This is a genomic window from Mycolicibacterium wolinskyi str. Jessa 2025 (assembly GCF_049241375.1).
In the GTDB taxonomy this organism is placed as follows: domain Bacteria; phylum Actinomycetota; class Actinomycetes; order Mycobacteriales; family Mycobacteriaceae; genus Mycobacterium; species Mycobacterium wolinskyi.
The window spans coordinates 5636874-5661760 of the sequence record NZ_CP185960.1 but is presented as its reverse complement, the minus strand read 5'-3'; the positions used below and the strand labels follow the sequence as shown (position 1 = coordinate 5661760).

At 66.4% G+C, this 24887-nt stretch carries 23 protein-coding genes and 1 pseudogene; 12 read left to right on the top strand and 12 right to left on the bottom strand.

Going from position 1 to position 24887, the window contains the following annotated elements:
• Window positions 1–31 precede the first annotated feature (31 nt).
• Window positions 32–823: a 2-keto-4-pentenoate hydratase gene (locus ACOI2T_RS28005; RefSeq protein WP_409504640.1), complete on the top strand. Its 792-nt coding sequence runs from the start codon at window positions 32–34 to the stop codon at window positions 821–823.
• Between the two features lie 12 nt (window positions 824–835).
• On the opposite strand, the gene ACOI2T_RS28000 is transcribed toward ACOI2T_RS28005, so the two are convergent.
• Both ACOI2T_RS28000 and tet read right to left on the bottom strand, forming a co-directional pair.
• Window positions 836–1666: an EamA family transporter gene (locus tag ACOI2T_RS28000; protein WP_409504639.1), complete on the bottom strand. Its 831-nt coding sequence runs from the start codon at window positions 1664–1666 to the stop codon at window positions 836–838.
• Between the two features lie 156 nt (window positions 1667–1822).
• A complete protein-coding gene (tet, locus tag ACOI2T_RS27995; protein WP_409504680.1) occupies window positions 1823–2992 on the bottom strand; it encodes a Tet(A)/Tet(B)/Tet(C) family tetracycline efflux MFS transporter in 1170 nt (389 codons plus the stop codon).
• A gap of 109 nt (window positions 2993–3101) precedes the next feature.
• Here tet and ACOI2T_RS27990 point away from each other — a divergent pair, with 109 nt between their 5' ends.
• Window positions 3102–3728 (top strand): TetR/AcrR family transcriptional regulator C-terminal domain-containing protein, encoded by a 627-nt coding sequence (locus ACOI2T_RS27990; RefSeq protein ID WP_409504638.1) that lies wholly within the window; start codon window positions 3102–3104, stop codon window positions 3726–3728.
• A 226-nt stretch (window positions 3729–3954) separates the two neighbouring features.
• Here the strand turns inward: ACOI2T_RS27990 and ACOI2T_RS27985 are convergent, their stop codons facing one another.
• From ACOI2T_RS27985 to ACOI2T_RS27970, 4 genes are all read right to left on the bottom strand, one after another.
• The gene (locus ACOI2T_RS27985) at window positions 3955–5397 is read right to left on the bottom strand and encodes an amidase (RefSeq protein ID WP_409504637.1); all 1443 of its coding nucleotides are present in this window, start codon (window positions 5395–5397) and stop codon (window positions 3955–3957) included.
• A 231-nt stretch (window positions 5398–5628) separates the two neighbouring features.
• Complete coding sequence (locus ACOI2T_RS27980; protein ID WP_421874854.1) at window positions 5629–7029, bottom strand: FAD-binding oxidoreductase; 1401 nt, start codon at window positions 7027–7029, stop codon at window positions 5629–5631.
• A 61-nt stretch (window positions 7030–7090) separates the two neighbouring features.
• On the bottom strand, window positions 7091–7513 hold the full coding sequence (locus tag ACOI2T_RS27975; RefSeq protein ID WP_421874852.1) for an allene oxide cyclase barrel-like domain-containing protein: 423 nt from the start codon (window positions 7511–7513) through the stop codon (window positions 7091–7093).
• A 253-nt stretch (window positions 7514–7766) separates the two neighbouring features.
• Entirely contained in the window at window positions 7767–8663 is an 897-nt protein-coding gene (locus ACOI2T_RS27970) for a hypothetical protein (protein WP_409504634.1), read from the bottom strand.
• Between the two features lie 264 nt (window positions 8664–8927).
• On the opposite strand from ACOI2T_RS27970, the gene ACOI2T_RS27965 reads away from it, so the two are divergent.
• Complete coding sequence (locus tag ACOI2T_RS27965; protein WP_067842899.1) at window positions 8928–9500, top strand: forkhead-associated protein; 573 nt, start codon at window positions 8928–8930, stop codon at window positions 9498–9500.
• Window positions 9501–9555: 55 nt separating this feature from the next.
• Here the strand turns inward: ACOI2T_RS27965 and ACOI2T_RS27960 are convergent, their stop codons facing one another.
• Entirely contained in the window at window positions 9556–9969 is a 414-nt protein-coding gene (locus ACOI2T_RS27960) for a TIGR03667 family PPOX class F420-dependent oxidoreductase (protein ID WP_409504633.1), read from the bottom strand.
• A gap of 22 nt (window positions 9970–9991) precedes the next feature.
• On the opposite strand from ACOI2T_RS27960, the gene ACOI2T_RS27955 reads away from it, so the two are divergent.
• Window positions 9992–10633, top strand: coding sequence for a nitroreductase family protein (locus ACOI2T_RS27955; RefSeq protein ID WP_067842902.1), 642 nt, complete (start codon window positions 9992–9994; stop codon window positions 10631–10633).
• An 8-nt stretch (window positions 10634–10641) separates the two neighbouring features.
• On the opposite strand, the gene ACOI2T_RS27950 is transcribed toward ACOI2T_RS27955, so the two are convergent.
• Window positions 10642–11106 carry a tRNA (cytidine(34)-2'-O)-methyltransferase gene (locus ACOI2T_RS27950; RefSeq protein WP_067842905.1) on the bottom strand — a complete coding sequence of 155 codons (465 nt, stop codon included), beginning with the start codon at window positions 11104–11106 and terminating at the stop codon, window positions 10642–10644.
• Window positions 11107–11522: 416 nt separating this feature from the next.
• On the opposite strand from ACOI2T_RS27950, the gene ACOI2T_RS27945 reads away from it, so the two are divergent.
• From ACOI2T_RS27945 to ACOI2T_RS27925, 5 genes are read left to right on the top strand one after another with little or no spacing between them, the layout of a single operon-like run.
• Window positions 11523–14336 (top strand): ATP-binding protein, encoded by a 2814-nt coding sequence (locus tag ACOI2T_RS27945; RefSeq protein WP_409504632.1) that lies wholly within the window; start codon window positions 11523–11525, stop codon window positions 14334–14336.
• Window positions 14333–14740 (top strand): roadblock/LC7 domain-containing protein, encoded by a 408-nt coding sequence (locus tag ACOI2T_RS27940; protein WP_067842908.1) that lies wholly within the window; start codon window positions 14333–14335, stop codon window positions 14738–14740. The genes ACOI2T_RS27945 and ACOI2T_RS27940 overlap by 4 nt, the downstream gene beginning before the upstream one ends.
• 7 nt (window positions 14741–14747) lie before the next feature.
• The gene (locus ACOI2T_RS27935) at window positions 14748–15113 is read left to right on the top strand and encodes a DUF742 domain-containing protein (RefSeq protein WP_067842911.1); all 366 of its coding nucleotides are present in this window, start codon (window positions 14748–14750) and stop codon (window positions 15111–15113) included.
• Window positions 15094–15702, top strand: coding sequence for a GTP-binding protein (locus tag ACOI2T_RS27930; protein WP_409504631.1), 609 nt, complete (start codon window positions 15094–15096; stop codon window positions 15700–15702). The genes ACOI2T_RS27935 and ACOI2T_RS27930 overlap by 20 nt, the downstream gene beginning before the upstream one ends.
• Window positions 15703–15705: 3 nt before the next feature.
• Entirely contained in the window at window positions 15706–16269 is a 564-nt protein-coding gene (locus ACOI2T_RS27925; RefSeq protein ID WP_409504630.1) for a pentapeptide repeat-containing protein, read from the top strand.
• 80 nt (window positions 16270–16349) lie between these two features.
• On the opposite strand, the pseudogene ACOI2T_RS27920 reads toward ACOI2T_RS27925, so the two are convergent.
• A pseudogene (locus tag ACOI2T_RS27920) lies at window positions 16350–19023 on the bottom strand (FHA domain-containing protein).
• Window positions 19024–19084: 61 nt separating this feature from the next.
• Between ACOI2T_RS27920 and ACOI2T_RS27915 the strand changes: the two are divergent.
• Window positions 19085–20836: a BamB-related PQQ repeat family beta-propellar protein gene (locus ACOI2T_RS27915; protein ID WP_409504679.1), complete on the top strand. Its 1752-nt coding sequence runs from the start codon at window positions 19085–19087 to the stop codon at window positions 20834–20836.
• On the opposite strand, the gene ACOI2T_RS27910 is transcribed toward ACOI2T_RS27915, so the two are convergent.
• Window positions 20833–21729 (bottom strand): diphosphate--fructose-6-phosphate 1-phosphotransferase, encoded by an 897-nt coding sequence (locus ACOI2T_RS27910; protein ID WP_409504628.1) that lies wholly within the window; start codon window positions 21727–21729, stop codon window positions 20833–20835. The two genes, ACOI2T_RS27915 and ACOI2T_RS27910, sit on opposite strands and share 4 nt — an antisense overlap.
• A 7-nt stretch (window positions 21730–21736) precedes the next feature.
• Window positions 21737–22960 (bottom strand): NADH:flavin oxidoreductase, encoded by a 1224-nt coding sequence (locus ACOI2T_RS27905; RefSeq protein WP_409504627.1) that lies wholly within the window; start codon window positions 22958–22960, stop codon window positions 21737–21739.
• A gap of 28 nt (window positions 22961–22988) precedes the next feature.
• Here ACOI2T_RS27905 and ACOI2T_RS27900 point away from each other — a divergent pair, with 28 nt between their 5' ends.
• Together ACOI2T_RS27900 and ACOI2T_RS27895 are read left to right on the top strand one after the other, a co-directional pair.
• Window positions 22989–23840 carry a bifunctional methylenetetrahydrofolate dehydrogenase/methenyltetrahydrofolate cyclohydrolase gene (locus ACOI2T_RS27900; RefSeq protein WP_409504626.1) on the top strand — a complete coding sequence of 284 codons (852 nt, stop codon included), beginning with the start codon at window positions 22989–22991 and terminating at the stop codon, window positions 23838–23840.
• A complete protein-coding gene (locus ACOI2T_RS27895; protein ID WP_067842934.1) occupies window positions 23837–24130 on the top strand; it encodes a DUF3017 domain-containing protein in 294 nt (97 codons plus the stop codon). Before ACOI2T_RS27900 ends, ACOI2T_RS27895 begins: the two co-directional genes overlap by 4 nt.
• Here ACOI2T_RS27895 and erm read toward each other — a convergent pair.
• Complete coding sequence (gene erm / locus ACOI2T_RS27890; RefSeq protein ID WP_409504625.1) at window positions 24127–24867, bottom strand: 23S ribosomal RNA methyltransferase Erm; 741 nt, start codon at window positions 24865–24867, stop codon at window positions 24127–24129. The two genes, ACOI2T_RS27895 and erm, sit on opposite strands and share 4 nt — an antisense overlap.
• Window positions 24868–24887: the final 20 nt, after the last annotated feature.

The following is a 24887-nucleotide window of genomic DNA, read 5'->3' as shown; positions in this document are numbered from 1 at the left end:
GCGCCGCCGCTTGTATGGAAGGGACGGTGGCATGAGTACGGAACCGGAGTGGAATGTGCAGACAGCCGCCGAGGTCCTGCTCGATGCCGAGAAGACCCGGGCGGACCGAGGACCCATCACGGGCGACTGGCCGGGACTGGATCTGGACACCGCCTACGACGTGCAGGCCGAGTTGATGGCCCGCAAGGTGGCGGCCGGGCAACACATCGTCGGCGTGAAACTCGGTCTCACGTCACGGGCCAAACAACTACGCATGGGCGTGGATTCGCCGTTGACGGCATGGCTGACCGACGCGATGAGCTTGCCGCTCGGCGTGCCCGTACCGACCGCTGAGTTGATCCACCCTCGCGTCGAGCCCGAGATCGTCTTCGTGCTCGGCAGGGATCTGACCGGTCCGGGTGTGACTGCGGCCCAGGCCATGGAATCCGTCGACGCGGTTTACGCCGGCCTTGAAGTGATCGACAGCAGATTCACCGACTTCAAGTTCACGTTGCCCGACGTCGTCGCCGACAACGCATCCTCCGCCCGCTTCGTGATCGGCGGTCGCAAGTGCCGCCCCGCCGATATCGATCTGGCGTTGGAGGCCTGTGTGCTGCAGGTCGACGGGGAGGTGGTGTACACCGCGGCCGGTGCAGCCGTGCAGGGCCATCCAGCTGAGGCCCTCGCACTGGCTGCCAACGCGCTGGGCCGGCGGGGCGTCGTGTTGCGAGCCGGTTGGACCGTGCTGACCGGCGGGCTGACCGACGCGGTGTTCATCCGGCCCGGCCAGCAGGTGAGCGCCGAGTTCACAAATCTGGGCGCCATCGTGCTCGGCGCGGTGTAGTGGCAGCGGCGGTCACAACTGGGCAAGGACGATCGCTGCGATGAGGACCGCCGCGCCCATCAACTGAAGTGGCTGCAGCGATTCGCCCAGGAACACGTAACCCAGCACCGTTGCACACAGTGGAGAAATCAAGGACAGCAGCGAGACCACGAAGGCGGGCAAGCGGGATATTCCGCGAAACCACAACGCGTAGGCGACGACAGCGCCAATGACACTCAGGTAGAGGAATGCGACCGTATTACCCCAGCTCAGTTCGGGAAGGGTTTCGTTCATCAACGTGATTGGCAGCAGCACGATCCCGCCGAAAACGAGCTGCCAGCCGGTGAACGACAACAGCGTGACATCGGACGGCCGGCCCCAACGCTTGGTCAGCACGATGCCGACGGCCATACACATGGCCCCGATAACGCCGGCCAATACACCGATGGTGTCCAGGGCGGCGCTCGGACCGAGCACGAGAAGTGCCACGCCCACGATTCCGAGCACGCACGTGGCGATGTGCACCGGTCGGATCCTGTCCTTGAGTACAACTGCGCCGAGCATCAACACGAACATCGGTTGCGTCGACATCACCAGCGCGGCCATCCCGCCTGGCAGGTGGTACGCCGCAAGGAACAGCAAGTAGAAGAATGCGCCAATGTTGAGAACGCCGAGAACCATTGCCCGCCACCACCAAATGCCGCGGGGGAGGGTTCGGCCGATCGCAAGCAGAACAATCCCCGCGGGCAGGGCCCGCACCGTAGCCGCCAGCAGCGGCCGATCGGGTGGCAGAAACTCGGTGGTGACAAGATAGGTCGTTCCCCAGATCGCCGGTGCCAACCCGGTAAGGGCGACGGTGGCCACGGAACGTTGGCCGGTCACTTCTGCGCCCTTGACACGCTTCGGCCGCATGACGTGGAGCCAGCTGGGTCGGCTTCGGGCTCAATGTCTGCCGGCAGATACGGATCACCGATGTCATCCGAACGCGGCTGACGGGCGTGGACGAAATATGCTGACATATCAACGACTTGTCGTGAGTGGCCGCCGTGTAAAGGCGATTCGCAGCGCCGGGATGCACAGCAAGTAGGCCGCGGACGCGCCTATCCACACCCATCCGTCCCACCTCTGTGCGGTTGCCGCGTAGAGGGAAGCGAACAACAGCGGACCGACGATTCCGGTCAAGCTGGTCAAGCTGGCCATGGCCCCCTGGAGTCGTCCCTGATGTCGATCATCGACCTGGTTCGTCAACAGTGTTTGCAACGCCGGCATGCCGACACCACCGAGCGCCAACAGCAGAGAGATTGGCAGGATCATCCAACCCAGCCCTGCAGCCGACAGGGCGAGCAGGCCGATGGCGTCGAGTGAAATACCCACCACGACGGCATGATTGCTACCGAGGCGAGTCGACAGCGGGCCGGACAGCGATGCCTGAGCAAGCGCGTGAATGGCGCCGAACGCGGTCAGTGAAAGCCCGACGTGAGTGGGCGTCCAGTCGAATCGATGCTCGGTGAACACCGCCCACATCGTCGCTGGAGCCTGGCCGACGAACTGCATGATGAAATACACGAACAACAGCGAAGGCAGGACCGCTCCGCCGGGTGACCGCGGCATCCGCCATCCAGGTGCCGGGGTGCCGGCCGGGATCGCCAAATGTGCGTCCGTGGTTCGAGTTTCGCGGAGTGCGAATACGGCGACGATCAGGCCGAACGAGCTGAGCGCCGCAGCCATGAGAAAGGGTAGATGCGGCGACACCGAACCGAGGACGCCACCGATCGCCGGCCCGGCGATCATGCCGCCGCCGTAGCATGCACCCATCAGGCCGTAGCGGCCCGCCCGCTGGTCACCTTCTGAGATGTCGGCCACCACCGAACCGACGACAGCAGTTGTTGCCGCAGTCAAACCTGCGATCGCCCGCCCGACGTAGAGCATCCACAGCGTGGGAATTGTGGCCATGGCGAGGTAGTCGATGCAGGCCCCTGCCAGGGAAGCCAGCAGGACCGGTCGACGTCCGAACCGATCGGACAACCAGCCGAGTATGGGTGCGAACACCAGCTGCATCGCGGCGTATATCGCGACCAGTACACCGATTTGGACCGCCACCGCCGACGGCGCAACGTGCAGGCGCAGTAATGCCGGCAGAACTGGCATCACCAGTCCAAGGCCTATCGCGTCCAACGTCGCAACAACCATCACGACGGTCAGCGTGGAGTCGCGAACAAACCGGGGAGTCACTTTATCGACGATAAATTGATCGGTGATAAGCTGTCAAAGCGATATTGAGACTTGATGGGAGGGCGCCGTGCGCCTGGATCGGCGACGGATCATCGATGCGGCGTTCGCGTTGATCGACGAGGCTGGTCTCGACGGCCTGAGCACGCATCGGCTCGCTGCCGTGCTTGAAGTCAAACAGCCCGCGCTGTACTGGCATTTCCCGACCAAGAAGGCACTGCTTGAGGCCCTCGCCCAGGAGATGATCGACCGCTATCACACCCGGCCGCTGCCGATGGCCGGCGAGAGTTGGCGCGAGTTTCTGTTCAGCAATGCGCGTAGCTTTCGTCGCGCGCTGCTGAGCGTGCGAGACGGCGCACGACTGCATGCCGGCACGCGGCCGAGTACCGGCGCAGTGGAGCATCCGGAGCGGCAGATCCAGTTTCTCACCGAGGCGGGCTTCTCGGCCGAGGCTGCGGCGTATTCGCTCATCGCGATAAGCCGCTATGCCGTCGGTGCGGTCCTCGAGCAGCAAGCCGAGAGTGAGAAGCCGGGGGACATCGACGAGAGTGCTGAGGGGCTCCCGGGATTGCTCGCGCGGCTGGAAGCCGCCGGCCCGGACGTGGAATTCGAGTTCGGTCTCACCGCGCTGATCGACGGTATCGAAGGGCAACTCGCGACGGCCGTTTCGCAGATCGGCCGACGGCGCACGACCTGAGATTCATCGATACCGCGGTGACCGCATACAGAGCGGTCCATCCGCGCAGCTCCTACCCCCACCTACCGAGCGCAGAAATTGGTCGGTCCTCGCGAGTCCGCTAAGGCGAGCATCCCACCAAGCCACCAGGTTGCCCTTGGCCGCACCGTAAGCCACCGGGTGGGGGGCTCGTCCAATCATGATGTACCGCAGGGTATCCGAACACGCATCGTCGTCTGCGAGCCCCTCAGAATCCGGGAGGACGCCGAAACCCGCCGATGACCTCCGCCAGGCACTGCACAAACCGGACCGCGGTGCGGTCGTGCAGATAAGGCGCGATCACCTGGATGCCGACCGGCAGCCCGGCGCGAGTGACTCCGATCGGTGCCACCGCGGCCGGCAGATGGTTGAGCGATGCGGGGGACACCCAGGTGAGCATCTCTCGGTACGGCCGGTCCTCGCCGTTTATTCGTAGTGTCCGCACTGTCCAGGCCGGGTCGGGACGGTGATCGTGAGGAAATGCCGCCGTCGGGCTCACCGGACAGATGAGAACGTCGATGTCGCAGAAGAACTCGGCCCAGCGACGGCGTGACAGTTGGCGACGTTCATCGAGCGCATGCCAATCGCGGAAACGGACCGTCAGCTCCGCGGCGAACCCGGCTGCGTCTTCGGCTGCCAGACCTACGAGCCTGCGGTATGCCGGATCTGGCTCGATCAGCCCGCTTTGTGCCATCAGCAACGGCCGGTAGAGCGCCATCGTCTCCTCAAGCCCGACCGGCCCTCCGCGTTCGACCACCACGGCGCCTTCGGACCTCACCGCTGCCAGCGTTGTCTCCATTGCCGCGACGAGCTCAGAGTCAACCGGGCAGAACGGGTCATCGAGCCATGCCGCGACGCGGAACTCATGCAGGTTGTGTGCCCTCGCGGGCGGCAGATCCAGTCGCCATGCGGGCATGTCGTCGCGGTCAGGTCCGGCGAGGACGTCGAGGCCCAGGTCCAGATCGTCAGCGTGCCTGCCGAGGGGGCCGAGCACCGCCATGTCGAACTCTGCCAGCGAGCCGGGACGATGTCCCGAGACGCTCCCGTGCCTGGGCACGATCCCGTACGACGGGCGCAGACCGTAGACGCCACAAAAATGGGCAGGCACCCTGATCGAGCCCGCGGTGTCACCGCCGAGCTCCAGGCCGGTCAACCCTGCCGCGAGTGCCGCCGCCGAACCGCCCGACGAACCACCGGGTCCGCGCGTCAGGTCCCAGGGGTTGTTCGTTGTCCCGTATATCTTGTTGTAGGTCTGCCAGTCTCGGGCATCGGCAGGAAGATTCGACTTCCCGAAAATGATCGCGCCCGCGTGCCTCAGCCTCGCGACGGCCTCCGCGTCGACGGTCGAAGTATGGTTTCCCCACCGTTCGGAGCCGCCGGTCGTTCGCATCCCGGCGACTTCGATACTGTCCTTGACGGTCACGGGAACACCGTGCAGGCGCCCTAGGGGTTCACCGCGGGCGACCTTGCGATCGGCATCCCGCGCCGCCGCTCGTGCGCGCTCCTCATCCTTTGCGATGATCGAGTTCACCTGAGGGTCAACACGTTCCACTCGATCCAGGTAGAGGTCGAGTAGCTCGACGCTGGACACCTCTTTGGCCGCAACGGCAGCTGCGAGCTGACTCGCGGAGCGAAATGCCAGATCCTTCACGTGAACCTCCCAAAAACCTGATCCGGCGCGCGCCGGCATCGACAGCTGTCTACGTTCGTCGAGGATTGCGTCGGCTGCCAGTGCGGTGTTCTGTCAGATGGCCCACCAGAACGCGGCGGTGCCGGATGCACCAAATGCGCTATCCTGACCGGCAATCCGAGGTGCGGCGACCCTCGAGATTGTCAGCATCGCTTACCGTGAGACGTGACATCGCCTGCGGTTCTGGGTGTTTCATCCTAGTACCGGGTGGTTGCTGCGAAACACCCCACGAGGATCGCGGACTCGTTTGACGTCTCGCAGTCGGGCGAGTGTCGCTTCGTCGAAGGCGTCGGCGGCGCCCTGTTCGGGGGTGAGGAAGTTGAACGGGACTTTACCCGTATTCACTCCTGCCAGCGTGTCGAGGTAGGCGTTGGTGCGAGTTGTCAGGGCCGCACCCATCTGTGGGTTCATCTGGGCGCCAATGAAATTGACTATGTACGGCGCATCGACAGTCCCGGCGGGAATGGCGCAGGGGCGTTGCAAGGCGCCGCCCAGGTGGCGGATCTGAACGGTCATCAGTGGTTCGATCGAACCGGTGAGCAGCGTGTCGAGAAAGCGGTCGGGCAATTCGGTGACGAGGACGCCCTGTTGCCGCGACGGGGCGGGTTCTGTGGGTTCTTCGACGATGGTGCCGATATCGGTGACGGCCAACACGCGCCGGGTGTCCGACAGGACTCCACCGATGCGATCGAGTGGGTGGAGCAGGGCGGCACCTGCATCGGCCGGACCGAGGTAGGTCGTGTCGATGCGGACGAGGGCGGGCGCGCCGGGGAAGCGGGTGAGACTGCACCATGCGGTGAGCTCATCGGGCGCCGACGCGGTGATGTCACGAAACGCCGAGATCACCGCGGCGGCCTGGCTCGCGGGCCAGATCATGGTGCCCCCGTAAAGCGATGGTGCTGGTTTGAGGGCGAATTCGACCGATGTCACGAACGCGTAGTCGCCGCCGCCGCCACACAGAGCCCAGAACAGGTCGGGGTCGGCGTGGTCGGTGACGGTCGAGCGGTTGCCGTCGGCGGTGATGACCTCGAAGGCGGTGACGCTCTCGGCTGCCCAGCCGTATTTGCGGCTGAACCAGCTCAGACCGCCGCCGAGCGTGTAGCCGGTGACGCCCACGACGGGTGAGCTGCCCGCGACTCCGGTCAGACCGGCCGGGCCGGCAAGCGCCTGAACCTTGCCCCACGAGACACCGGGCCCCACAAGGGCGATTCTGTTCGCGGTATCCACGTGGATCTCGTCGAGGGCTGCGGTCCGGACGAGGATCGTGCCGTCCAGGGAGTTGGAGGCACCGTGGCCGCTGGGTTGCACGGCGATGGGCACGCCCGCATCCCGCGCGAAGCGCACCAACGCGGCGGCATCGTCGGCGTCGGCCACGTCGACCACGGCCCGCACCGACTGATCGACCGTCAGATTCCATGGTGTCCGGGCGGCGTCGAAGCCGGCGTCGCCGTCCAGCAGGACACGGCCACGCACAGCTGAACGGAGACCGGCCACGCTGTCCGCCCGCGCGTACGGCCGCCCGACCGTCAACGCCGCCGCCGCGAGCCCGCCGCCGATGAGGAAGTTCCGGCGGGAAAACGTCGTACCCATCATTTATCCGCGGGCTCCAAGGTCTGCGAAGACGGATGCGTGCGGGAAATACGCTGTCGCAGTGTCATTTCGTCAATCTCAGCTCGTACTTCTCGTCGGGAGTCGCGACACCGGAGACGGTGAGTTCACCTCTCGCATCGGCGTACTCGCCGGTCCCACCGGTGATGGCCATGGTGAACGGCGCGAGAGTATGAGGAGTCAGGCTCCGAGCGAAGATCTGTCCGTCATCGAGGTTGATGGTCAGTTCGCAGTAAGTCATCGGCTTGTCGGGTGTGACATTGGTGAAGAAGCAGGCCCCGCCGTCGTATCCGACCTGTTTACCGTCCACCGAGAGAATGTCCGAAAAGATGTCCATGTCGCCGACATCCATACCGGGCTTACCGAAATCATGCTTCGCCACGTGATCGTTCTTCACGTCCAGCACCAGCGTGACCGGGTCGGACGACGCCTGGGAATCTGGTGCATCGATCGCAAGCCACACACCCACGCCTACCACCGCCAGACCGATGGCCGTAAGACTTCCGATGGTGACCGTTTTCGATAGTCCTGTCACAAGTACCTCCCAGATAAATGCGACGGATCACGTGTAGTCCCGCGCACGTGAACAACAATGCGGGAGAACACTTGTCGGCGTCCAACATCGAAACCTGCTGACTGTTATCACTCTCGGTGATGGAATGCGGCAGCCGAAGTGGTGGAGATGCCGAATGGGTGCGTGCCGAACAACCACGGCACCAGGATCAAGGGGTCGCGCTTGGATCCTCAGCGCGAAAGTTGCTGTCCTCCAGCCCGGTCCGCAGCAACGACCACGCGAGGCGGCGGGCTTCCGTGGCCCGCTCGTGCAGCAGACGCTGAACGGCGGGAATCGGATTCGACTTCGGCTTGCGGCCGTCGACCACACTGGCGTGAACGTCCTCGGCGACCTGGATCGCCATGAGGACGGCCTCGTTGACCCGATCCAGTGCGAGATGCAGCCGGTCGTCCTGGCTGAGCAGGTGAGCGTTGTCGAGCTCGACCGAGACATCGGTGACGACGTGACTGATCTGCTCGAAGATCACGTTCATCGCCTTCTCCCGTTCATCGCGGTCGTCGAGGTGCAGGCATCGCGCGCCCTCGCTCCACAGCGTGGCCAACATGCGCGTGTGGGCACCGATGCTGCGCGACACCTCGATCATCGCCTGCTTCTGCAGCTGCTCCAGCAGATGGCCGCGTTCGACGCGGGCCAGTTCCTGCTGCGCGGCCAACTCGGCGCGGTGCAGCTTCTGCTGAGATTCTATCTCGGCCCGGTGCCATTTCTGGGTCAGGGCGAGTTCGAGTGCGGATCGTTCGTCGGCAGCCGCGAGCTCGCGGCGCAGACGTTCGGCCGCGTCGGCGGCGTCCTGCCGGGCTAGGCGGGCGATGTTGAGGGTCTGCCACATCGTCACCATGACGACGACGAAGACGACGGCGCCGAAGAACCATTCCGACTTGCTGCCGAGTTCGCCAGGGCCCAGAAAAATGAACCACGCGATGGCGGCGCTGCCGGCGACGCCGCAGACCAACCACCCGATACCGGGCAGGCCGTCGGCCGGACGGCGCTTGCTCGGGTGTTCGCGGCCGGGTGTCACCATCGGTATCGGTTCCGTTCGGTCACTCACGTCGTCGAGCTCCGAAGGTCCGGCGGCCCTTGTCGATTCAGTAACGCCGGTCATGTGACCTCCCATCGACCGAGCCTCCCACCGTGCAGCGTTCAGATTATGGCCACCCGTGTCGATCGGCACCAGGGGTCACCTCGCCCCTACCGATGACGAGACGCGCCGGACCCGCTAATGTCATCCCGTGCTCGGTGTGAGCGGCGCTACTTCGACCGCGTCCTCGCCTGAGACGTCAATGCATTTGACTGCCTGGAGAATTGAGGGCCCATGGGACAGAACGCCTCGCTGGAAGGTGATTCGTCAGTCATCGTCAGTCTCTCCGAGGCGGCGATGCACATGTACTCGGCCGCGATCGACGCACTGCCGTTCCCGGAGGACAAGAAGTTCCACAAGCGCGCCGACGTCGTGCTCTCGGGCATGCGCAAGTTGCGTGCGGCGCTGACGGAAGCAGCGAGCAGCAATCGCCCTTCGCCGGCGGTCATCGTGGCGCTCAGCGGAGTTCGGCAACGCTACGACGCACTCATGGCGCACGCCGCCGCGGCGCCTGGCTCGTCTCTCGGGCAGCAGATCTACGTCACGCGCATCCACGCCAAGCTGTCGGCTCAGGAAGTTGCCAACGGCGCCGGCCTGCGGGACGGCCTGCTGGACGAACTCGAGGCCGGTGCCACGCCGACCGACGATGAGGCAGCGAAGATCCGCGACACCATCGCCGCCCTGGGCGGGTTGCCCGGTTCCGACCACGGCCCCGACGAGGTGGCTCCCGTGGTCGAGTTCGGGCAGCACGAGGACAACCACGTCAACGACTGGGATGACGCACTTCTCGCCGAGAACGCGAGCTGAGCGGCAAACCCTGCGCCGCAGCGGGTTTCGGGCCGGGCAGCAAACAGATCCGCGCTCAGGCTTCTGTCGGTGTCGTCCACACCTTGTCGATGCTGATCCGTAGGCGTGTGTTGTAAGCCGCCATCGCCTCGGTCAGGCCGAACTTCTCGGCGTCGGCGGAGTACTTGGCCCAGTACGCCTCGTCTCCGCGTGGATCGCTGTCGGTGGCGTCGACGGACGCGGTGCCGCCGATCGCGATGATCCCGGCGCCGTTCCCGTCGGAGTCGAGGTTGAGACTCACGCGTGGTTGCGCGGTGATGTGCCTAACCTTGGCCGCTCCCGGCATCGTGTACACGACGATGTCGGTGCCGTCGAAGTAGAACCACACGAGCCGGGGAACCGGCTGTTCGGATCTGGCGACCGTCGTCAGCCAGCCGTAGTGGTCGGATGTCAGGCGTTGGGACACTTCCGGTGTCAGCTCGGTACTCATGTCGCGAATGTAGTCTCGCGACATGACCCTCGACTTGACCGTTGACGAACTTCTCACCACCACCCGATCGGTGCGCAAACGACTCGACTTCGAAAAGCCGGTGTCGCGCGAGGTGCTCATGGAGTGTCTCGACCTGGCCCTACAGGCGCCGACCGGATCGAATGCGCAAGGCTGGCAATGGGTTTTCGTCGAGGACCCCGCAAAGAAGAAGGCATTGGCCGACATCTACCGGACCAACGCCAACCCTTATCTCGACCTGCCCAAGCCCGAGCGGGGCGACATCCGCGACGAGCAGATCGATGCGGTCACGAGTTCGGCCAAGTATCTCAACGAGAACTTCGAGAAGGCGCCGGTGCTGCTGGTGCCGTGTCTGGAAGGCCGCCCGGACGGTGCACCCGCCGGCATGAGTGCTTCGTATTGGGGTTCGCTGCTGCCCGCGGTGTGGAGCTTCATGCTCGCGTTGCGGTCACGCGGCCTCGGTTCGGCGTGGACGACGCTGCATCTGCTCGGCGACGGCGAGAAGCAGGCCGCCGAGGTGCTCGGCATTCCGTTCGACCAGTACGCGCAGGCGGGGTTGTTCCCCATCGCCTACACCAAGGGCACCGACTTCAAGAAGGCGAAGCGGCTGCCCGCCGAGCAGTTCGCGCACTGGGACACCTGGTGAGCTGACGCTTACACGGCGCCGGTGAAGCCGTGCTGGCGCCATGCTTCGTACGCGGCGACGGCGGCGGCGTTGGACAGGTTCAACGACCGCCTGCCCGCCAGCATCGGGATCCGCACGCGCGCGGTGATGTGCGGATCGGCCAGCGTCTCGTCGTCGAGCCCGGTGGGTTCGGGTCCGAACATCAACACATCGCCCGGCTCGTAGGCGATGTCGGCGAACGACGCCGCCGCATGTGCGGTGAAGGCGTACACCCGCGCCGGCATCAGCACCCGCCAGGCCGCGGGTAGATCGTCATGTACGGTCACCGACGCGAGATCGTGATAGTCGAGGCCGGCCCGGCGCAGTTTCGGCTCGGACAGGTCGAAGCCGAGCGGCTGCACGAGGTGCAGTTCGCAGCCCGTGGCCGCCACCATGCGGATCGCATTGCCGGTGTTCGGCGCGATCCGGGGTGAGTAGAACATCAGCCTGAACAAGCGCCCTCCTGGTTCATCCGCGTGATCGGCAGATTACGGCCAGCGGCGCATCGGCAGGCATTCGCCATTCGCGGCATCGCCGATCCGGTCAACCACGTCGGGCGGACACGGAGATCAGCGTGCCTGCCGATTGTCGTTGTGAGTGAAGGGAAGCGAACCCGCCCGCGGTGAATGCCTATATACAACAGCGATCACGTCAATGTTTGCTCGATTACCACACAACTGCGCTACAGCTCGGTCACGAACTCTGTCTGTTCAGTAAGAATTGTGGAAACGCTCGCGGCTGGCTGTCATACTCGTGCAATTGCCAGGCGTTTGACGCCCGCCCGAGCGTGGGCGGAAACAGCAGGAAGCCTTATGAATCACGCCCCAGGACTGAAATGCGGCCGCGCCGCCGATAGCACGGTTGGGCGCCGATGACCGCCTTCACCCAGCTGAAACAGGCAGATGGCACGCTCGTCGAATTCACCCCGACACCAGCTGCGCCGGCCAAGCGCCCCGCCCGCTGGTCACCGGCGAATTGGCCGGTTCGACGCAAAGTTATCGCGATCGTTTTGGTGCCGCTCATTCTGGCCGCCACGTTCGGTGGATTGCGGATCTACTCCAGTGCGACCGAGGCTTCCGACCTTCGGCTCGCCGCCGATCGCGCCGAATTGATCCCCGACATCAGTAACTACATGGCCGCGTTGGAAGACACACTCGTCGCGGCGACCGAGGGCGGCGACGGCCAGGACGCATTGGCCACGTTCAGCGCGCGCAAATCTGATCTTCAGCAACGGGTGGACTCGACCGAGGTCGTCGAGGACGTCAACCAAGCGGTCGACAACCTTCTCGGCAAGGGCCAGGAACTTGTCGACGCCGTGATGTCGAACTCCATCGACCTGCGTCAGCGCATCATCAGTTACGCGCCGCTGCTGCTCACCGCGGAGGCCGCGGTGACCGGGTCGGCCCACAGCGACGACCAGCAGGTGCAAGCGCAGGTCGAGGCGTTGGCCCGGGCGATCGGCGCCCGCGGTCAGATGGCGATCCAGCAGATGATGGTCAACCGCGGCGCCGATGAACCCGAGCCGGTCCTGCGCACCTCGATGATCACGATGGCAGGCACGGAGCCGTCGACGGTCGCCGCCTTGACGAAGTTGCTGGGCGGTGCCTCCGAAGAGGCTGCGACGCTGCGCGCCGAGATGGTCAAGCGCATGGCCATGATGTCGAATCCGGGGATTCCGCTCGTCGGGAATCAGGAGCTGCTGGCGTCGCTGCAGACGACCAACGCGATCGCCGAGCAGATCATCGCCGACACGACGACGGCCATCCCGGCGGCCGTGGAAGCCGAGGCGGCCGACGCGCGCAACGACGCGATCCGCGACGCGGTTCTGGTTGCCGCGGCCGTCATCAGCGCATTGGTGATCGTGTTGCTGGTCGCGCGCTCGCTCGTGCGGCCGTTGCGCACCCTGCGTGACAGTGCGCTCAAGGTCGCGCACGAGGACCTGGCTAAGGAGATCGAACGCGTGCGCGCGGGCGGGGAGCCCACGCCCATCACGCCGCTGCCGGTGCACACCACCGAGGAGGTCGGCCAGGTCGCCCATGCCGTCGACGAGCTGCACGAGCAGGCCGTGTTCCTCGCCGGTGAGCAGGCTCAGCTGCAGCTGCAGGTCTCGGACATGTTCGAGACGCTGTCACGGCGCAGCCGGTCCCTGGTCGATCAGCAGCTGAACCTCATCGACCAACTGGAACGCAACGAGGACGATCCCGACCGCCTGGAGAGTCTGTTCCGGCTGGACCATCTGGCTGCGCGGATGCGACGAAACGGCGCGAACCTGCTGGTGCTGTCGGGCTCCAAGGTGGCGCGCGAACATACCGAGCCGGTGGCGATCGACACCATCATCAATGCCGCGGCCTCGGAGGTCGAGGACTACACGCGCGTCGTGACCGCGACCGTCGTCGACGCCGAGCTCGTCGGGTCGGTGGCCGGCGACCTCATCCACCTGCTCGCCGAACTGCTCGACAACGCGCTGCGCTATTCGCCGCCGATCTCGCAGGTCCGGGTGTCGGCAGTGTTCGCGGGCAACGGCGCGCTCGTCATCGAGGTCAGCGACGTCGGCCTCGGTATGACCGATTCCGATCTGCGGGTCGCCAACATCCGTCTGCAGTCCGGTGGCGAGGTGAACCCGTACACCGCGCGGCACATGGGCCTGTTCGTGGTCGGCCGCCTGGCGACCCAGCACGGTCTGGTGGTGCGCCTGCGCAGCACGATCGCCGAGGAGCCGAGCTCGGGCACCACCGCAGGCGTGTACGTGCCCGCCGAGCTGCTGGTGCGTGACGGCGTGACAGGCGGGGCTCCGGCCGAGATGCCCTACGGCACCCCGGTGGACGCGCATGCCGGGATCGCGGCGGCCCTCTCACTCGACGCCGAGCCGGGCGGCACGGCCGAGCAGTCCGAACACCACCTCAACGGTCACGCCGCCGACGTCCCGTTCGGCCTCCTGCCGCAACGCAGCCCGGGAGCCAGCGGAATCTCGGAGATGCCTGGCAGCCTCGCGCCCGCCGAACCCGCGGCGGCAGCGGATACGCCCGAGGCCGCGGAGGAACCGGCCGGCGAATGGCCGCAGCAATGGCCCGCCGACCCGAACGAAGCCGATCGCCCGGCACCTCCCAACGCGGTGCCCACCAACACCGCGTCGTTCTTCGCCTCACGCACTGCGGCCACCAACGGCGTGCATCCGCCGGCCGAGCTGGCCGAGACGTACGAACCCGAGCAGCCCGCCGAAGAACCCGCGTCGACCTCGGGCGACGGCGACGCGATCTACCAATCGATGCTGTCGGAGTTCGCGATCGATCCGGCCACTCACGTGCGCAGCTCGGATCTGGACTGGAAGACGGTGTGGGAGAAGGGCTGGTCGGTCGCCGCCGCGGCCCAGGACGCACCCGTCGAGCAGCACACCGAAGAGGGGCTGCCGATGCGTACACCGGGTGCGCGTTTGGCGCCCGGTGGCGTGGCCGCAGTTACCGGTGTGCCAGATGAGCCGAACGGCCGTCACCGCAACGGTGGTGCTCACCGAAACGACAACGGTGCCGAGGCGGTAGCATCGGCGGACGAACCTGACAGCGGCATTTTCGCGGTGTTTCAGCCACGCGACCCCGAGGCTGTCCGTGCGAGCATGAGCAACCATTTCAGCGGGGTGCACGCCGGCCGGTTGCATGCCCGAGAGACCAGAGGAACCGATAACGAATGACCCGTCCGACGCAGCGCGATTCCCTGGACTGGCTGGTGTCCAAGTTCGCAAGCGAGGTTTCCGGGGTGTCCCACGCGGTACTGGTGTCGGCCGACGGCCTGCTGATGGCGGCCAGCGAGCACATGCCGATCGAGCGCGCCGATCAGCTCGCCGCGGTGGCATCAGGCCTTGCCAGCCTGGCCACCGGTGCCGCCCAACTGTTCGACGGCGGCTACGTGATGCAGTCCGTGGTCGAGATGGAGAACGGCTATCTGCTCTTGATGCGGGTGGGTGACGGCTCGAACCTCGCGACGCTGGCCAGCCGCTCGTGCGACATCGGCCAGATCGGCTACGAGATGGCAATCCTGGTGGAACGTGTGGGCGCCGTGGTGCAGTCGTCACGGCGTACACCCCAACCTTCGTGAGCGGCCAGTGGACGAACTCGAACCCGCCGATCGACCGAGCTTGGTTCGGCCTTACACGCTGACCGCCGGTCGCACCGACACGCGCGTCCATCTGCCGTTGGAAGCGCCGGTGGAAACGCTCGACACGCCAAACGATCCGCGTTGGCCTGGGCGCGATGTGCGCGGTCAGATCGTAGAGTTATGCACCGACAGTCCGTCGGTGGCAGAAATCGCAGCACATTTGTCCCTACCGCTCGGCGTGGCGCGCGTGCTGATCGGGGACTTGGTGACGCAGGGTTATCTACGGGTGCACACCACCCTCGACGATTCGGCGACCTTCGACGAACGCCGCGAACTGATAGGAAGGACCCTGCGTGGCCTACGAGCACTCTGATAGGCGCTCATCCTCCTCAGGGTCTTCGCGCAAGCGCTCATCCTCTACGAAAATCGTCATCTCCGGCGGGTTCGGCGCGGGCAAGACGACATTCGTGGGCGCGGTGTCGGAAATCATGCCGCTGCGCACGGAAGCGTTGGTCACCAACGTGTCCGAAGGTGTCGACGCGCTCGACGGTACCCCCGACAAGCGCACCACCACGGTCGCGATGGACTTCGGCCGCATCACCCTCGACGAGGACCTGGTGCTGTATCTGTTCGGCACGCCCGGGCAGCGCCGGTTCTGGTTCATGTGGGACGACCTGGTGCGCGGGGCGATCGGCGCGATCATCCTCGTCGACGTGCGCCGCCTGCAGGACAGCTTCGCCGCGGTCGACTTCTTCGAAGCCCGCAAACTGCCGTTCATCGTCGCGGTCAACGAGTTCGACGGCGCGCCAAAGCATCCCACGCAAGCGGTGCGTAAGGCGCTGGCGGTGCCCGACCACATTCCGGTGATCACCGTCGACGCGCGCGACCGCAATTCGGCGAAAGCCGCGCTGATCGCGGTCACGGAGTACTCGCTCAACACGCTCACCGCGCTTCCCGGCTGAGGCGTGGCCACTGCCGAACAGGTCTGGGTGGACCGTGAGTTCACCGGCCAGGATTTCCGCGATGACGATCTCAGCCGGTTGCGCACTGAGCGCGTCGTGTTCACCGACTGCGACTTCCGAGGCGTCGACATGTCCGAGTCCGAGCACTCCGGATCGGCGTTCCGCAACTGCACATTCCGCCGGGCCACCCTGTGGCACAGCACATTCACGAACTGCAGCCTGCTCGGGTCGGTGTTCACCGAATGCCGGCTGCGGCCGATCACACTCGTCGAGTCCGACCTGACGCTCGCCGTGCTCGGCGGCTGCGATCTGCGCAATGTCGACCTGTCGGATTGCCGGCTGCGAGAGGCCAGCCTCGTCGGCGCGGATCTGCGCAAGGCGGTCCTGCGTCAGGCCGACCTGACCGGAGCGCGGGTGCAGGACGCCAAGTTGGACGAGGCCGATCTCCGTGGCGCCCGCGTCGACCCGACGTTCTGGACCACCGCCAAACTCCGTGGCGCCAAAATCGATATCAGCCAGGCGCTGGCGTATTCCGCCGCGCACGGTCTGGACGTGCACGGCGGGTGAACTTCCCTCGCCACAACCCCGAATGTCACGCTGGCGTGGCTCTCGAGTCCGAGAGCCACGCCAGCGTGACAAAGAAAGGCTCAGCCGCCCTTCAGGCGGATCTTCCAGCGCACGAAGCCCACGTAGAACACCGACAAGGCGGCCAGCATGGCCATGTCGAACAGCCAGGTGCTCGAGGTGTGTTCCCAGTGTGAGTCTTTCGGCGTGAGCGGCCCCGGCACGAGCCGGATCAGGTCCACCGTCGATGCCGACGCCGCGAAGCCCCAGCGGGCCGGCGTGATCCACGACAGCTGATCGAGCCCGACGCGGCCGGTCACCGGGATCATGCCGCCGGAGAACACGAGCTGGCTCATGATCGCGACCACGAGGAGGGGCATGATCTGTTCGCTTGTCTTGGCCAGTGCCGAGAGCGCGAGGCCGACCATTGCCGCGGTCACGGTGGTGGCGGCCATGCTGAGGAACAGTTCCAGTGACCGATTTCCGATAAAGACGCCGCGGTCGACAGCGCCTTCGCCCCAGCCCTTGCCTGCGATGGTGATGGTGGTGACGATCGCCGACTGGATGATCGCGAATATCGAGTACACGCAGACCTTGGCCAGCAGATACGCCGATGTCGACAACCCGACCGCCTGCTCGCGCAGGAAGATCGCGCGCTCGCCGATGAGGTCGCGGATCGTCAGGGCAGTGCCCATGAAGATCGCGCCGACGTTGAGCAGCACCAGGATCTGGCCCGGTTCGTTGGGTGCGTCGCCCATCGGGTTGGGTACGCCGAAGCCGACGGTGCCCGGCACCGAAAGCGACAGCGTGCCCATGATGAACGGCAACAGCGCCAGGAAGATGAAGTACCCGCGATCGGACACGATGAGCCGCATCTGTCTTCGCGCGATCGTCGAGAACTGGCGTTTCAGACTGGTTTTCGCCGGTTTGCCGAGATCGGCCGGTTTCGACGACGCCGGGGCGGGCGGTGCCGGAGGCGTGCGTGCGAGGTAGCGGCGGTTGGCCTCGGCCGGGTCACCCGCGACCGTGCTGAAGATGTCGGCCCAGTTGGTGGTGCCGAGTTCCGGGCCGATCTGGCTCGGCGGCCCGCAGAACGCGGTCTTGCCGCCCGGAGCCAGCAGCAGCACCTGATCGCACACGTCGAGGTAGGTCAGCGAGTGCGTGACGACGAGCACCACACGGCCCGCGTCGGCGAGCTGGCGCAGCATGGTCATGACCTGGCGGTCGAGCGCCGGGTCCAGACCTGACGTCGGTTCGTCGAGGATGAGCAGCGACGGACCGGTCAGCAGTTCCAGCGCGACCGATGCGCGCTTGCGCTGTCCGCCGGACAGCTTGTCGACGCGGGTGTCGAGATGCTTGGTCATCTTCGAGCTCCTCGAGCACCTGCATGACGACCTGTTCGCGGTCGTCCTTCGTGGTGTCGGGCGGCAGCCGCAGCTCGGCGGCGTACATCAGGGCCTGCCGGACCGTGAGCTGCCCGTGCACGACGTCGTCCTGCGGGACCATGCCGATACGGGACCGCAGCGAGGCGTACTCGGCGTGGACGTCGTGGCCTTCGAACGTGATCGTGCCGCTCGTCGGATGCGTGTACCCCGCGACCTGGCGCGCGAACGTCGACTTACCCGCACCCGACGGGCCGATCACCGCGGTGAGAGTGCCCGGCCGCGCGTCCAATGAGATGTTGTCGAGCAGGGTCTTGTTGCCCTCGATCGTCCACGTCAGGCCGCGCACCTCAAGGCCGCCGGTGCGGGTGTCGGCCTCGGTTTCGGTGCCGCGGGCCAGCGTGCCACCGCTGAAGACGAGGTCGACGTTGCCGATCGTGACGACGTCGCCTTCGTGCAGCACGGCCGACTCCACCCGGGTGCCGTTGACGAAGGTTCCGTTGATGCTGCGTTCGTCGCGGATCTCGGTGCCGCCGGGCATCGGGATCAACGTGGCGTGGTGGCGCGAGGCCAGCACGTCGGGGATGACGATGTCGTTGTCGGTCGCGCGGCCGATCTTGATCGCACCCGCGGGCGCCGGCGCGGTCTTACCTGGCCGCAGGATCTTGAGCATGCTGGTCGCGAGGTTTCCGACCTGCTCATTGCCGCGCCCGGCGGACGGACTCATCGTGGTCGGCGCCTGCGATGAGCTGGGGGCCGGCGTACGCACCGGCTGCGACTGGTAGGACTGCGGCCCGCTGGGATAACCGGTCTGCGGCCCGCTCGGGTAGCCGGTCTGGGGACCGCTGGGATAGCCGGTCTGTGGCCCGTTCGGGTAACCGGCCGGGGGACCGGCGGGATACCGCTGCGGGCCCGTTTGGTAGCCGGGGCGCGGCGGGCTCGGCGGCTGGGTGTAGGGCTGCTGCCAGCCGCCGCCGGTCGGCGCCTGGGTGGGCCACGACGTGCTGGGGCGGCTCGCGACGGGCACGGCGGCCGTCGGGGTGCGGCCGGCCGAACCCTGGTGGCGGCCCACCTCGAACGTCAACTGCGGACCGTCCGGGTTACCGATGTTGAGGACTTGACCGTCCTGGATGTCCACCGACGGCACCCGGCGGCCGTTGACGTACATGCCGTTGAGGCTGCCGTTGTCGATCGCGACCCATCGGCCCTGGTCGAACCGCAGCACGAGGTGTGCGCGCGAGATCAGCGGGTGGGCGATGCGGACATCAGCACGCAGGTCCCGGCCGATGACAACATCGTTGCCGGGGGCGAAGGTACGGGTCGACCCCTCGTACCGAACGGTCAGCGCAGGTGGGGATGGTCGGCTCATCGCGATCAACTCTATCGGTACTTGTCACGGGGACCGCTGCGCCGCGAAGGTGTCGCGTCGTGTGACGATGGCCGGCGTGGGTCGCGAAGAGATAGCCGAACGCGTCCGTACCGTGCTGCGTCCGGCGGCGATGGTGCTGGCGGGGCTGGCGGTGGTGTTGCTGGTGTGGGCCGCGGTGCTCGCGACGTGGGCGCGACTGGCCGCGCCGCGCAGCGTGGCGGAGGGCGCCTGGTATCTGGTCAACGTGCACCGCTGGGGCGAGGCGTTGCCGAACCGGATGGCCCTCTCGGTGACCGTGATCGCGTTGCTGTTGATCGCCGCGATGGCTTACAGCGTTTGGCGGGGGCGCACCGGCCGGGATCTGTCGGCCACGCCGGTCGGGGCGGCGGCGGTTGCGGCGCTGTTGTTCATCGCCTACGTCACGCAGGACATCCCGGAGTACTACCGGGCGGCGATGTCCGGCGCGCCGGTCACCGCGGCATTGCCCGCGGGGATGGCCTCATGGTGGTTGTGCCTGGGTGGCGCGGCGGCCGCCTTGTTGGCGGCCAGGGCCTTTCCACGGTTGGAGCGCGGTGCCCTGCGATGGCTGGCGCTCGGTGCAGTGATCGCTGTGGTGGTTGCCTCGGTGGTCACGGTGGTAGCGCTGCGGACCGGCGATGACGGGCGCTACGTCGACGCCAGCACCGCGGCCTCGATCGACGCCCCCGCGGCGCCCACCGCGCTGCGGCAGCGTGCGTTCACCGTTGCGGTTGCAGACGCGTTCACCGACCTGGATCTGCCGAGGTATGAAATCGATGCGGCCGGTGCCGGTTTCGTGGTGTATCGCGATCACCGCATCACGGCCTATGGTGCCGACGGGAAGGAACGGTGGCACTATGCCCGCACCGGCCCGGGGGAGGTCTCAGTCGACCGGATGCGGGTGGTCGACAACGGGGCCACGGTGCTGGCGTTCATCGGCGGCGGACTGGTCGGCCTTGACGCCATGACCGGGGAGCAGCTGTGGACCAGCGCGGACGAGGACCTCGTCGAGGCAGCGCGCGGTCGTTTCGAGCGTGCGTCCGGGCCGTACGTGGTGGGTTGGAACGATGAACAGGTCTGGACGCGATATGACAGCCGCACCGGCCGGTTGATGTGGCGGGTGACCGCACCGCATCCGGATTGCGGCATCGTCGAACCGGTGGTGAGTTCCTCGGGCGTGTTGTCGCTGGTGCAATGTGAGGACGGCAAAGTCTGGTTGACCGTGCTCGATCCCGAAACCGGCGAAACCGGCTGGGACAGCATCGTTCTGGATGCTGCCGTGGACCCGGCAATCCCGCCGCCGGATCGCATTCTCAATCGCGTGGTGCTGCCTGCCAACGGTGTCGGCGTGTTCCTCAACTTTTTCGGGCCTGCTGCGCCGGAGGGCCCGATGTATGCCAATGTCGCCGACCGGTCCATCACCCGGTTTTCGGCGCTCGATCGTCCCGCCGAATCACCCGGTTTCAGCGACGATTTCATCGTTTCGGAAAATCCGGCCAACCGTTTGGCCCTGTTCGGTGCGGATGGACACCGGCGGTGTCAGGTCGGTGCCGACGTCGACCCGGTCCGGACGAAGGTGCCCGGGCGAGCCCTGGACCGGCCGGGTTTCGTCACGATGTCGGACAACTTCGTCGTCGCAGACCGCTCGGGCTCCCTTCGGACCTTCGACAGCACGACGTGTGCCCAGACCGCATCGGTGCCCGCCGAAGCCGTGGAGGGCTTGGTGCCGGTCCCCGGAGCGGTGCTGGTGCTGCGACGCGACGGCAACACGCTGCAGATCGACGGCTACCGGGCGGATTAGTCGGCGTAGGCCAGGTTGGGCACCGCCTCGTCGGGATAGCGGTCTTGCGGTTCCCAGACATCCCAGGTCTGCACGGCCCAGAACACCGCGAACACCAGGATGAGGACGATCTCGACCACGAACACGCCGAAGTGGACATCGCGGATGAGGAGCACGACTGCCACCACGACGGTGGCCAGCATGAGCGCTGCGATCGTCGCGTAGAACCGGGCAAGGCGCTGGCGCACAGCAGCTCTGGCGTAGCACGCGTGATAGACCGCTACGAGCGTGATGGCCAGGAACATCGCGACGGCGGCGATGACGTGTGCGTGGTCGGCGAACCAGTCCCACAACATCAGCACCGCGCCGGCGACGGTGATCACCACAAGTACTGCGGGTAGCCACTTTTCGATCCGCAACAGCGCGGTGGCCACGCGCTTCCACAGCGTGGCGGCCTCGGCGCAGGCAGGTTGCGACGCGGTGGGCGGCGATTGCGACGGGCGCCAGCGGTCCAGCGCGAGGTACAGTGCCGCACCGGCCGCGGTTGCCACGAACAGCGCCGTGACGTTGTTGGCGACCCCGCCGAACGGATCGGTCTCGGTCGGCAGCCACGGCTCACACACGTCGACGGCGCCGGTCGGGATCAACGCCACGAGAAAGGCCATGAACCCCGAGAAGTTCAACAGCGCCTCCTCGCCGGTGCGGCTGCCCTTGTAGGCGACGAGGCAGATACCGATCGCGCACACCGCGGCGAGGAACACCGCGTGCGTACGGGTGTAGTAGAACGCGCTGATGGACCCCTGCAGGCAGCTCTGCCCCCAGGTGAGCCCCACCGAGACCAGAAGGAAGACCACCAGCGCGACCAGGCTCACCCGGACGTAGCGATAGGTGACCATGATGTCGCTGGCGGCCATGCATTGGTTATCTCACGAGCGCGTCCGGGGCTCCAGTCACCACGCAGTGGGTATGGCTGTAGATCGTCGGCATGCACCGGTTGCAGTGTGTGCACAGCGATTTGATCGAGTGCGCCTCGCCGTCGGCCTTGATGCGGTTGATCAGATCGGGTTCGGCCAGCAGGGCGCGGCCCATCGCGACGAAGTCGAAACCCTCGGCCATCGCGAGGTCCATGGTGTCGCGGTTGGTGATGCCGCCCAGCAGGATCAGCGGCATCTTGAGCTCGGCGCGGAACAACTTGGCATCCCGCAGCAGGTAGGCCTCACGGTAGGGGTACTGGCGCAGGAAGTTCTTGCCCATCATCCGCACGCCCCACCGGATCGGCGGTTTGAACGCACCCGCGAATTCCTTCACCGGCGCGTCGCCGCGGAACAGATACATCGGGTTGACCAGCGAGCTGCCCGCGGTGAGTTCGATCGCATCGAGCGCGCCGTCCTCCTCGAGCCACTTGGCGGTCTGCAGCGATTCCTCGGTGGAGATCCCGCCGCGCACGCCGTCGCTCATGTTGAGTTTCGCGGTGACGGCGATCTGACCCGGCGCGTAGGCGTCGACGGCCTGACGGACCGCGCGCACCACGCCGCGGGCCACCTTGGCCCGGTTCTCCAGTGATCCGCCGAACTCGTCGGTGCGGCGATTGATCAGCGGGCTGAGGAACGAGCTGGCCAGATAGTTGTGACCCAGGTGAACCTCCACGGCGTCGAATCCCGCGTCGATGGCCAGCCGGGCGGCGTTGGCGTGCGCCTCCATCACGTCGCGGATGTCGTCGCGCGTGGCCTTCTTCGCGAACCGCATCGACAACGGGTTGAAGAACCGCACCGGGGCCAGTGCATGCGCCTTGTTGGTCCGGGCGTTGGCGACCGGCCCGGCATGTCCGATCTGGGCGCTGATCGCCGCACCTTCGGCATGGACGGCGTCGGTCAATTTGAGCAGCCCGGGTATGGCCTCCGGGCGCATCCAGATCTGCCAGCCGTCGGTCCGGCCGCCCGGCGACACCGCGCAATAGGCGACCGTCGTCATGCCGACGCCGCCCGCGGCGGGGAGGCGGTGGTAGTTGATCAAATCGTCGGTGACCAGGGCATTGGGTGTGGACGCCTCGAATGTGGCGGCCTTGATGATGCGGTTGCGCAGGGTCACCGGGCCGAGCTTGGCCTCACTGAATACGTCAGTGAACACATTGGGCTGAGTGTTCATGGCAGCTGAGCCTGCCACAATGTCAGGCGTGGGTGCGATGACTCTGGACGGTAAGGCCACACGCGACGAGATCTTCGTCGATCTCAAGCAGCGCGTTGCGAAGTTGACCGAATCGGGCCGCACGCCCGGGCTCGGCACGGTGCTGGTCGGCGACGACCCCGGATCGCAGGCCTATGTGCGCGGTAAACACGCCGACTGCGCGAAGGTCGGCATCAACTCCATCCGCCGCGACCTGCCCGCTGACATCACCCAGGCCCAGCTCGACGACACCATCGACGAGCTCAACGCCAACCCGGACTGCACGGGCTACATCGTGCAGCTTCCGCTGCCCAAGCATCTCAACGAGAACGCCGCGCTCGAGCGCATCGACCCGGCCAAGGACGCCGACGGGTTGCACCCGACCAACCTCGGCCGGCTCGTGCTCGGCAAGGAGGCTCCACTGCCGTGCACACCGCGAGGCATCGTGCATCTGCTGCGCCGGTTCGACGTGCCGATCGCGGGCGCGCACGTGGTGGTGATCGGCCGCGGCGTGACGGTCGGTAGGCCCATGGGCCTGCTGCTCACCCGGCGCTCCGAGAACGCCACCGTGACCCTGTGCCACACCGGCACGCGCGATCTGCCCGCGCTCACCCGCCAAGCCGACATCATCATCGCCGCGGTCGGCGTGCCGCACATGGTGACCGCCGACATGGTCAAGCCGGGCGCGGCGGTCGTCGATGTCGGTGTCAGCCGCGTCGACGGCAAGCTGAGCGGTGACGTCGCGCCCGACGTGTGGGACGTGGCCGGTCATGTGTCGCCCAACCCCGGCGGCGTCGGACCGCTGACCCGCGCGTTCCTGCTGACCAACGTCGTAGAGCTCGAAGAGTCGAAACTGGCGTGACCTTAAAGGAATTCGCCCGCAAGGTGTTCGCCGGCCAGTGGCCGATCCTCGTGGTCGGCCTGATCTTCATCGCGGCGTTCGCTCTTGTGGTGGCGGGTTACTGGCGCCGTGGCGCCCTCGTGATCGGTATCGGCGTCGGTGTCGCTGCCGCATTGCGGCTGGCGCTGACCGACGACCGTGCTGGTCTGCTGGTGGTGCGCAGCAAAGGCATCGACTTCGTCACCACCGCGACCGTGAGCGCGGCCGTGCTCTACATCGCGTGGACCATCGATCCGCTGGGCACGAGCTAGCCGACCGCCGCGAACAACGCCGCCCACTGCGTCGCGGTCAAGTCCTTGGGCAGCGCAGCCGGGTTGATCCCGTTGTCGCGTAACCAGTGCCGGGGCACGCGGCGGCCGATGATCTGCGCGATACCCCGGCCGCGCCCGGTGAACACCTGGTGCACCAGCGCCTGATATCGCCGGCGATCGGCAGCGTCGATCATCGGATGGGCGCGACGGGTGATGATCAGCAAGCCGGCGTCCACGGTCGGGCGTGGCCGGAAGGCGTTCGCGGAAACCTTTCGCGCCAAACCGAATTCGAACCACGGCCACCACTGCGCCGTCATCATGGTGGCGCCGCCGACCCCGGCGCGGCGGCGCGCCACCTCCCATTGGACGAGCAGCACGGCATCGGTCCAGCCGGGCCCGTGCAGCAGGCGCCGCAGCATCGCGGTGGTGAGGTGGAAGGGCAGGTTGCCGACTATCACGTGCGGGGTGCGGGGCAGTCGAAAGCGCAGGAAATCGGTGGCCACGACCTTCGCCGAGGTATGGCCGGCGAGCCGCTCGGCGCGCCGGCTGTCGATCTCGATCGCGGTCAACGGCCGCCCGAGCCGCTGCAAAGGCACGGTCAGCGCGCCGTCGCCGGCCCCGACTTCGACGATGGGACCGGTTGTGCGCGAGATGATTTCGACGATGTCGGCGACCACGCGACGATCGCACAGGAAATTCTGGCCGAACTCATGCCGGCCGTGAGATGGGGAAGACACGGTTTCTCCGCAGACGCAGG

Bases quoted from the DNA above. Each gene is read 5' to 3' on its own strand.
- ACOI2T_RS28005 (WP_409504640.1), top strand. From the start codon at position 32: ATGAGTACGGAACCGGAGTGGAATGTGCAGACAGCCGCCGAGGTCCTG.
- tet (WP_409504680.1), bottom strand. From the start codon at position 2,992: ATGGTTGTTGCGACGTTGGACGCGATAGGCCTTGGACTGGTGATGCCA.
- ACOI2T_RS27980 (WP_421874854.1), bottom strand. From the start codon at position 7,029: ATGATGGGTACGACGTTTTCCCGCCGGAACTTCCTCATCGGCGGCGGG.
- ACOI2T_RS27965 (WP_067842899.1), top strand. From the start codon at position 8,928: ATGGGACAGAACGCCTCGCTGGAAGGTGATTCGTCAGTCATCGTCAGT.
- ACOI2T_RS27960 (WP_409504633.1), bottom strand. From the start codon at position 9,969: ATGAGTACCGAGCTGACACCGGAAGTGTCCCAACGCCTGACATCCGAC.
- ACOI2T_RS27955 (WP_067842902.1), top strand. From the start codon at position 9,992: ATGACCCTCGACTTGACCGTTGACGAACTTCTCACCACCACCCGATCG.
- ACOI2T_RS27945 (WP_409504632.1), top strand. From the start codon at position 11,523: ATGACCGCCTTCACCCAGCTGAAACAGGCAGATGGCACGCTCGTCGAA.
- ACOI2T_RS27940 (WP_067842908.1), top strand. From the start codon at position 14,333: ATGACCCGTCCGACGCAGCGCGATTCCCTGGACTGGCTGGTGTCCAAG.
- ACOI2T_RS27915 (WP_409504679.1), top strand. From the start codon at position 19,085: ATGGCCGGCGTGGGTCGCGAAGAGATAGCCGAACGCGTCCGTACCGTG.
- ACOI2T_RS27910 (WP_409504628.1), bottom strand. From the start codon at position 21,729: ATGGCCGCCAGCGACATCATGGTCACCTATCGCTACGTCCGGGTGAGC.
- ACOI2T_RS27905 (WP_409504627.1), bottom strand. From the start codon at position 22,960: ATGAACACTCAGCCCAATGTGTTCACTGACGTATTCAGTGAGGCCAAG.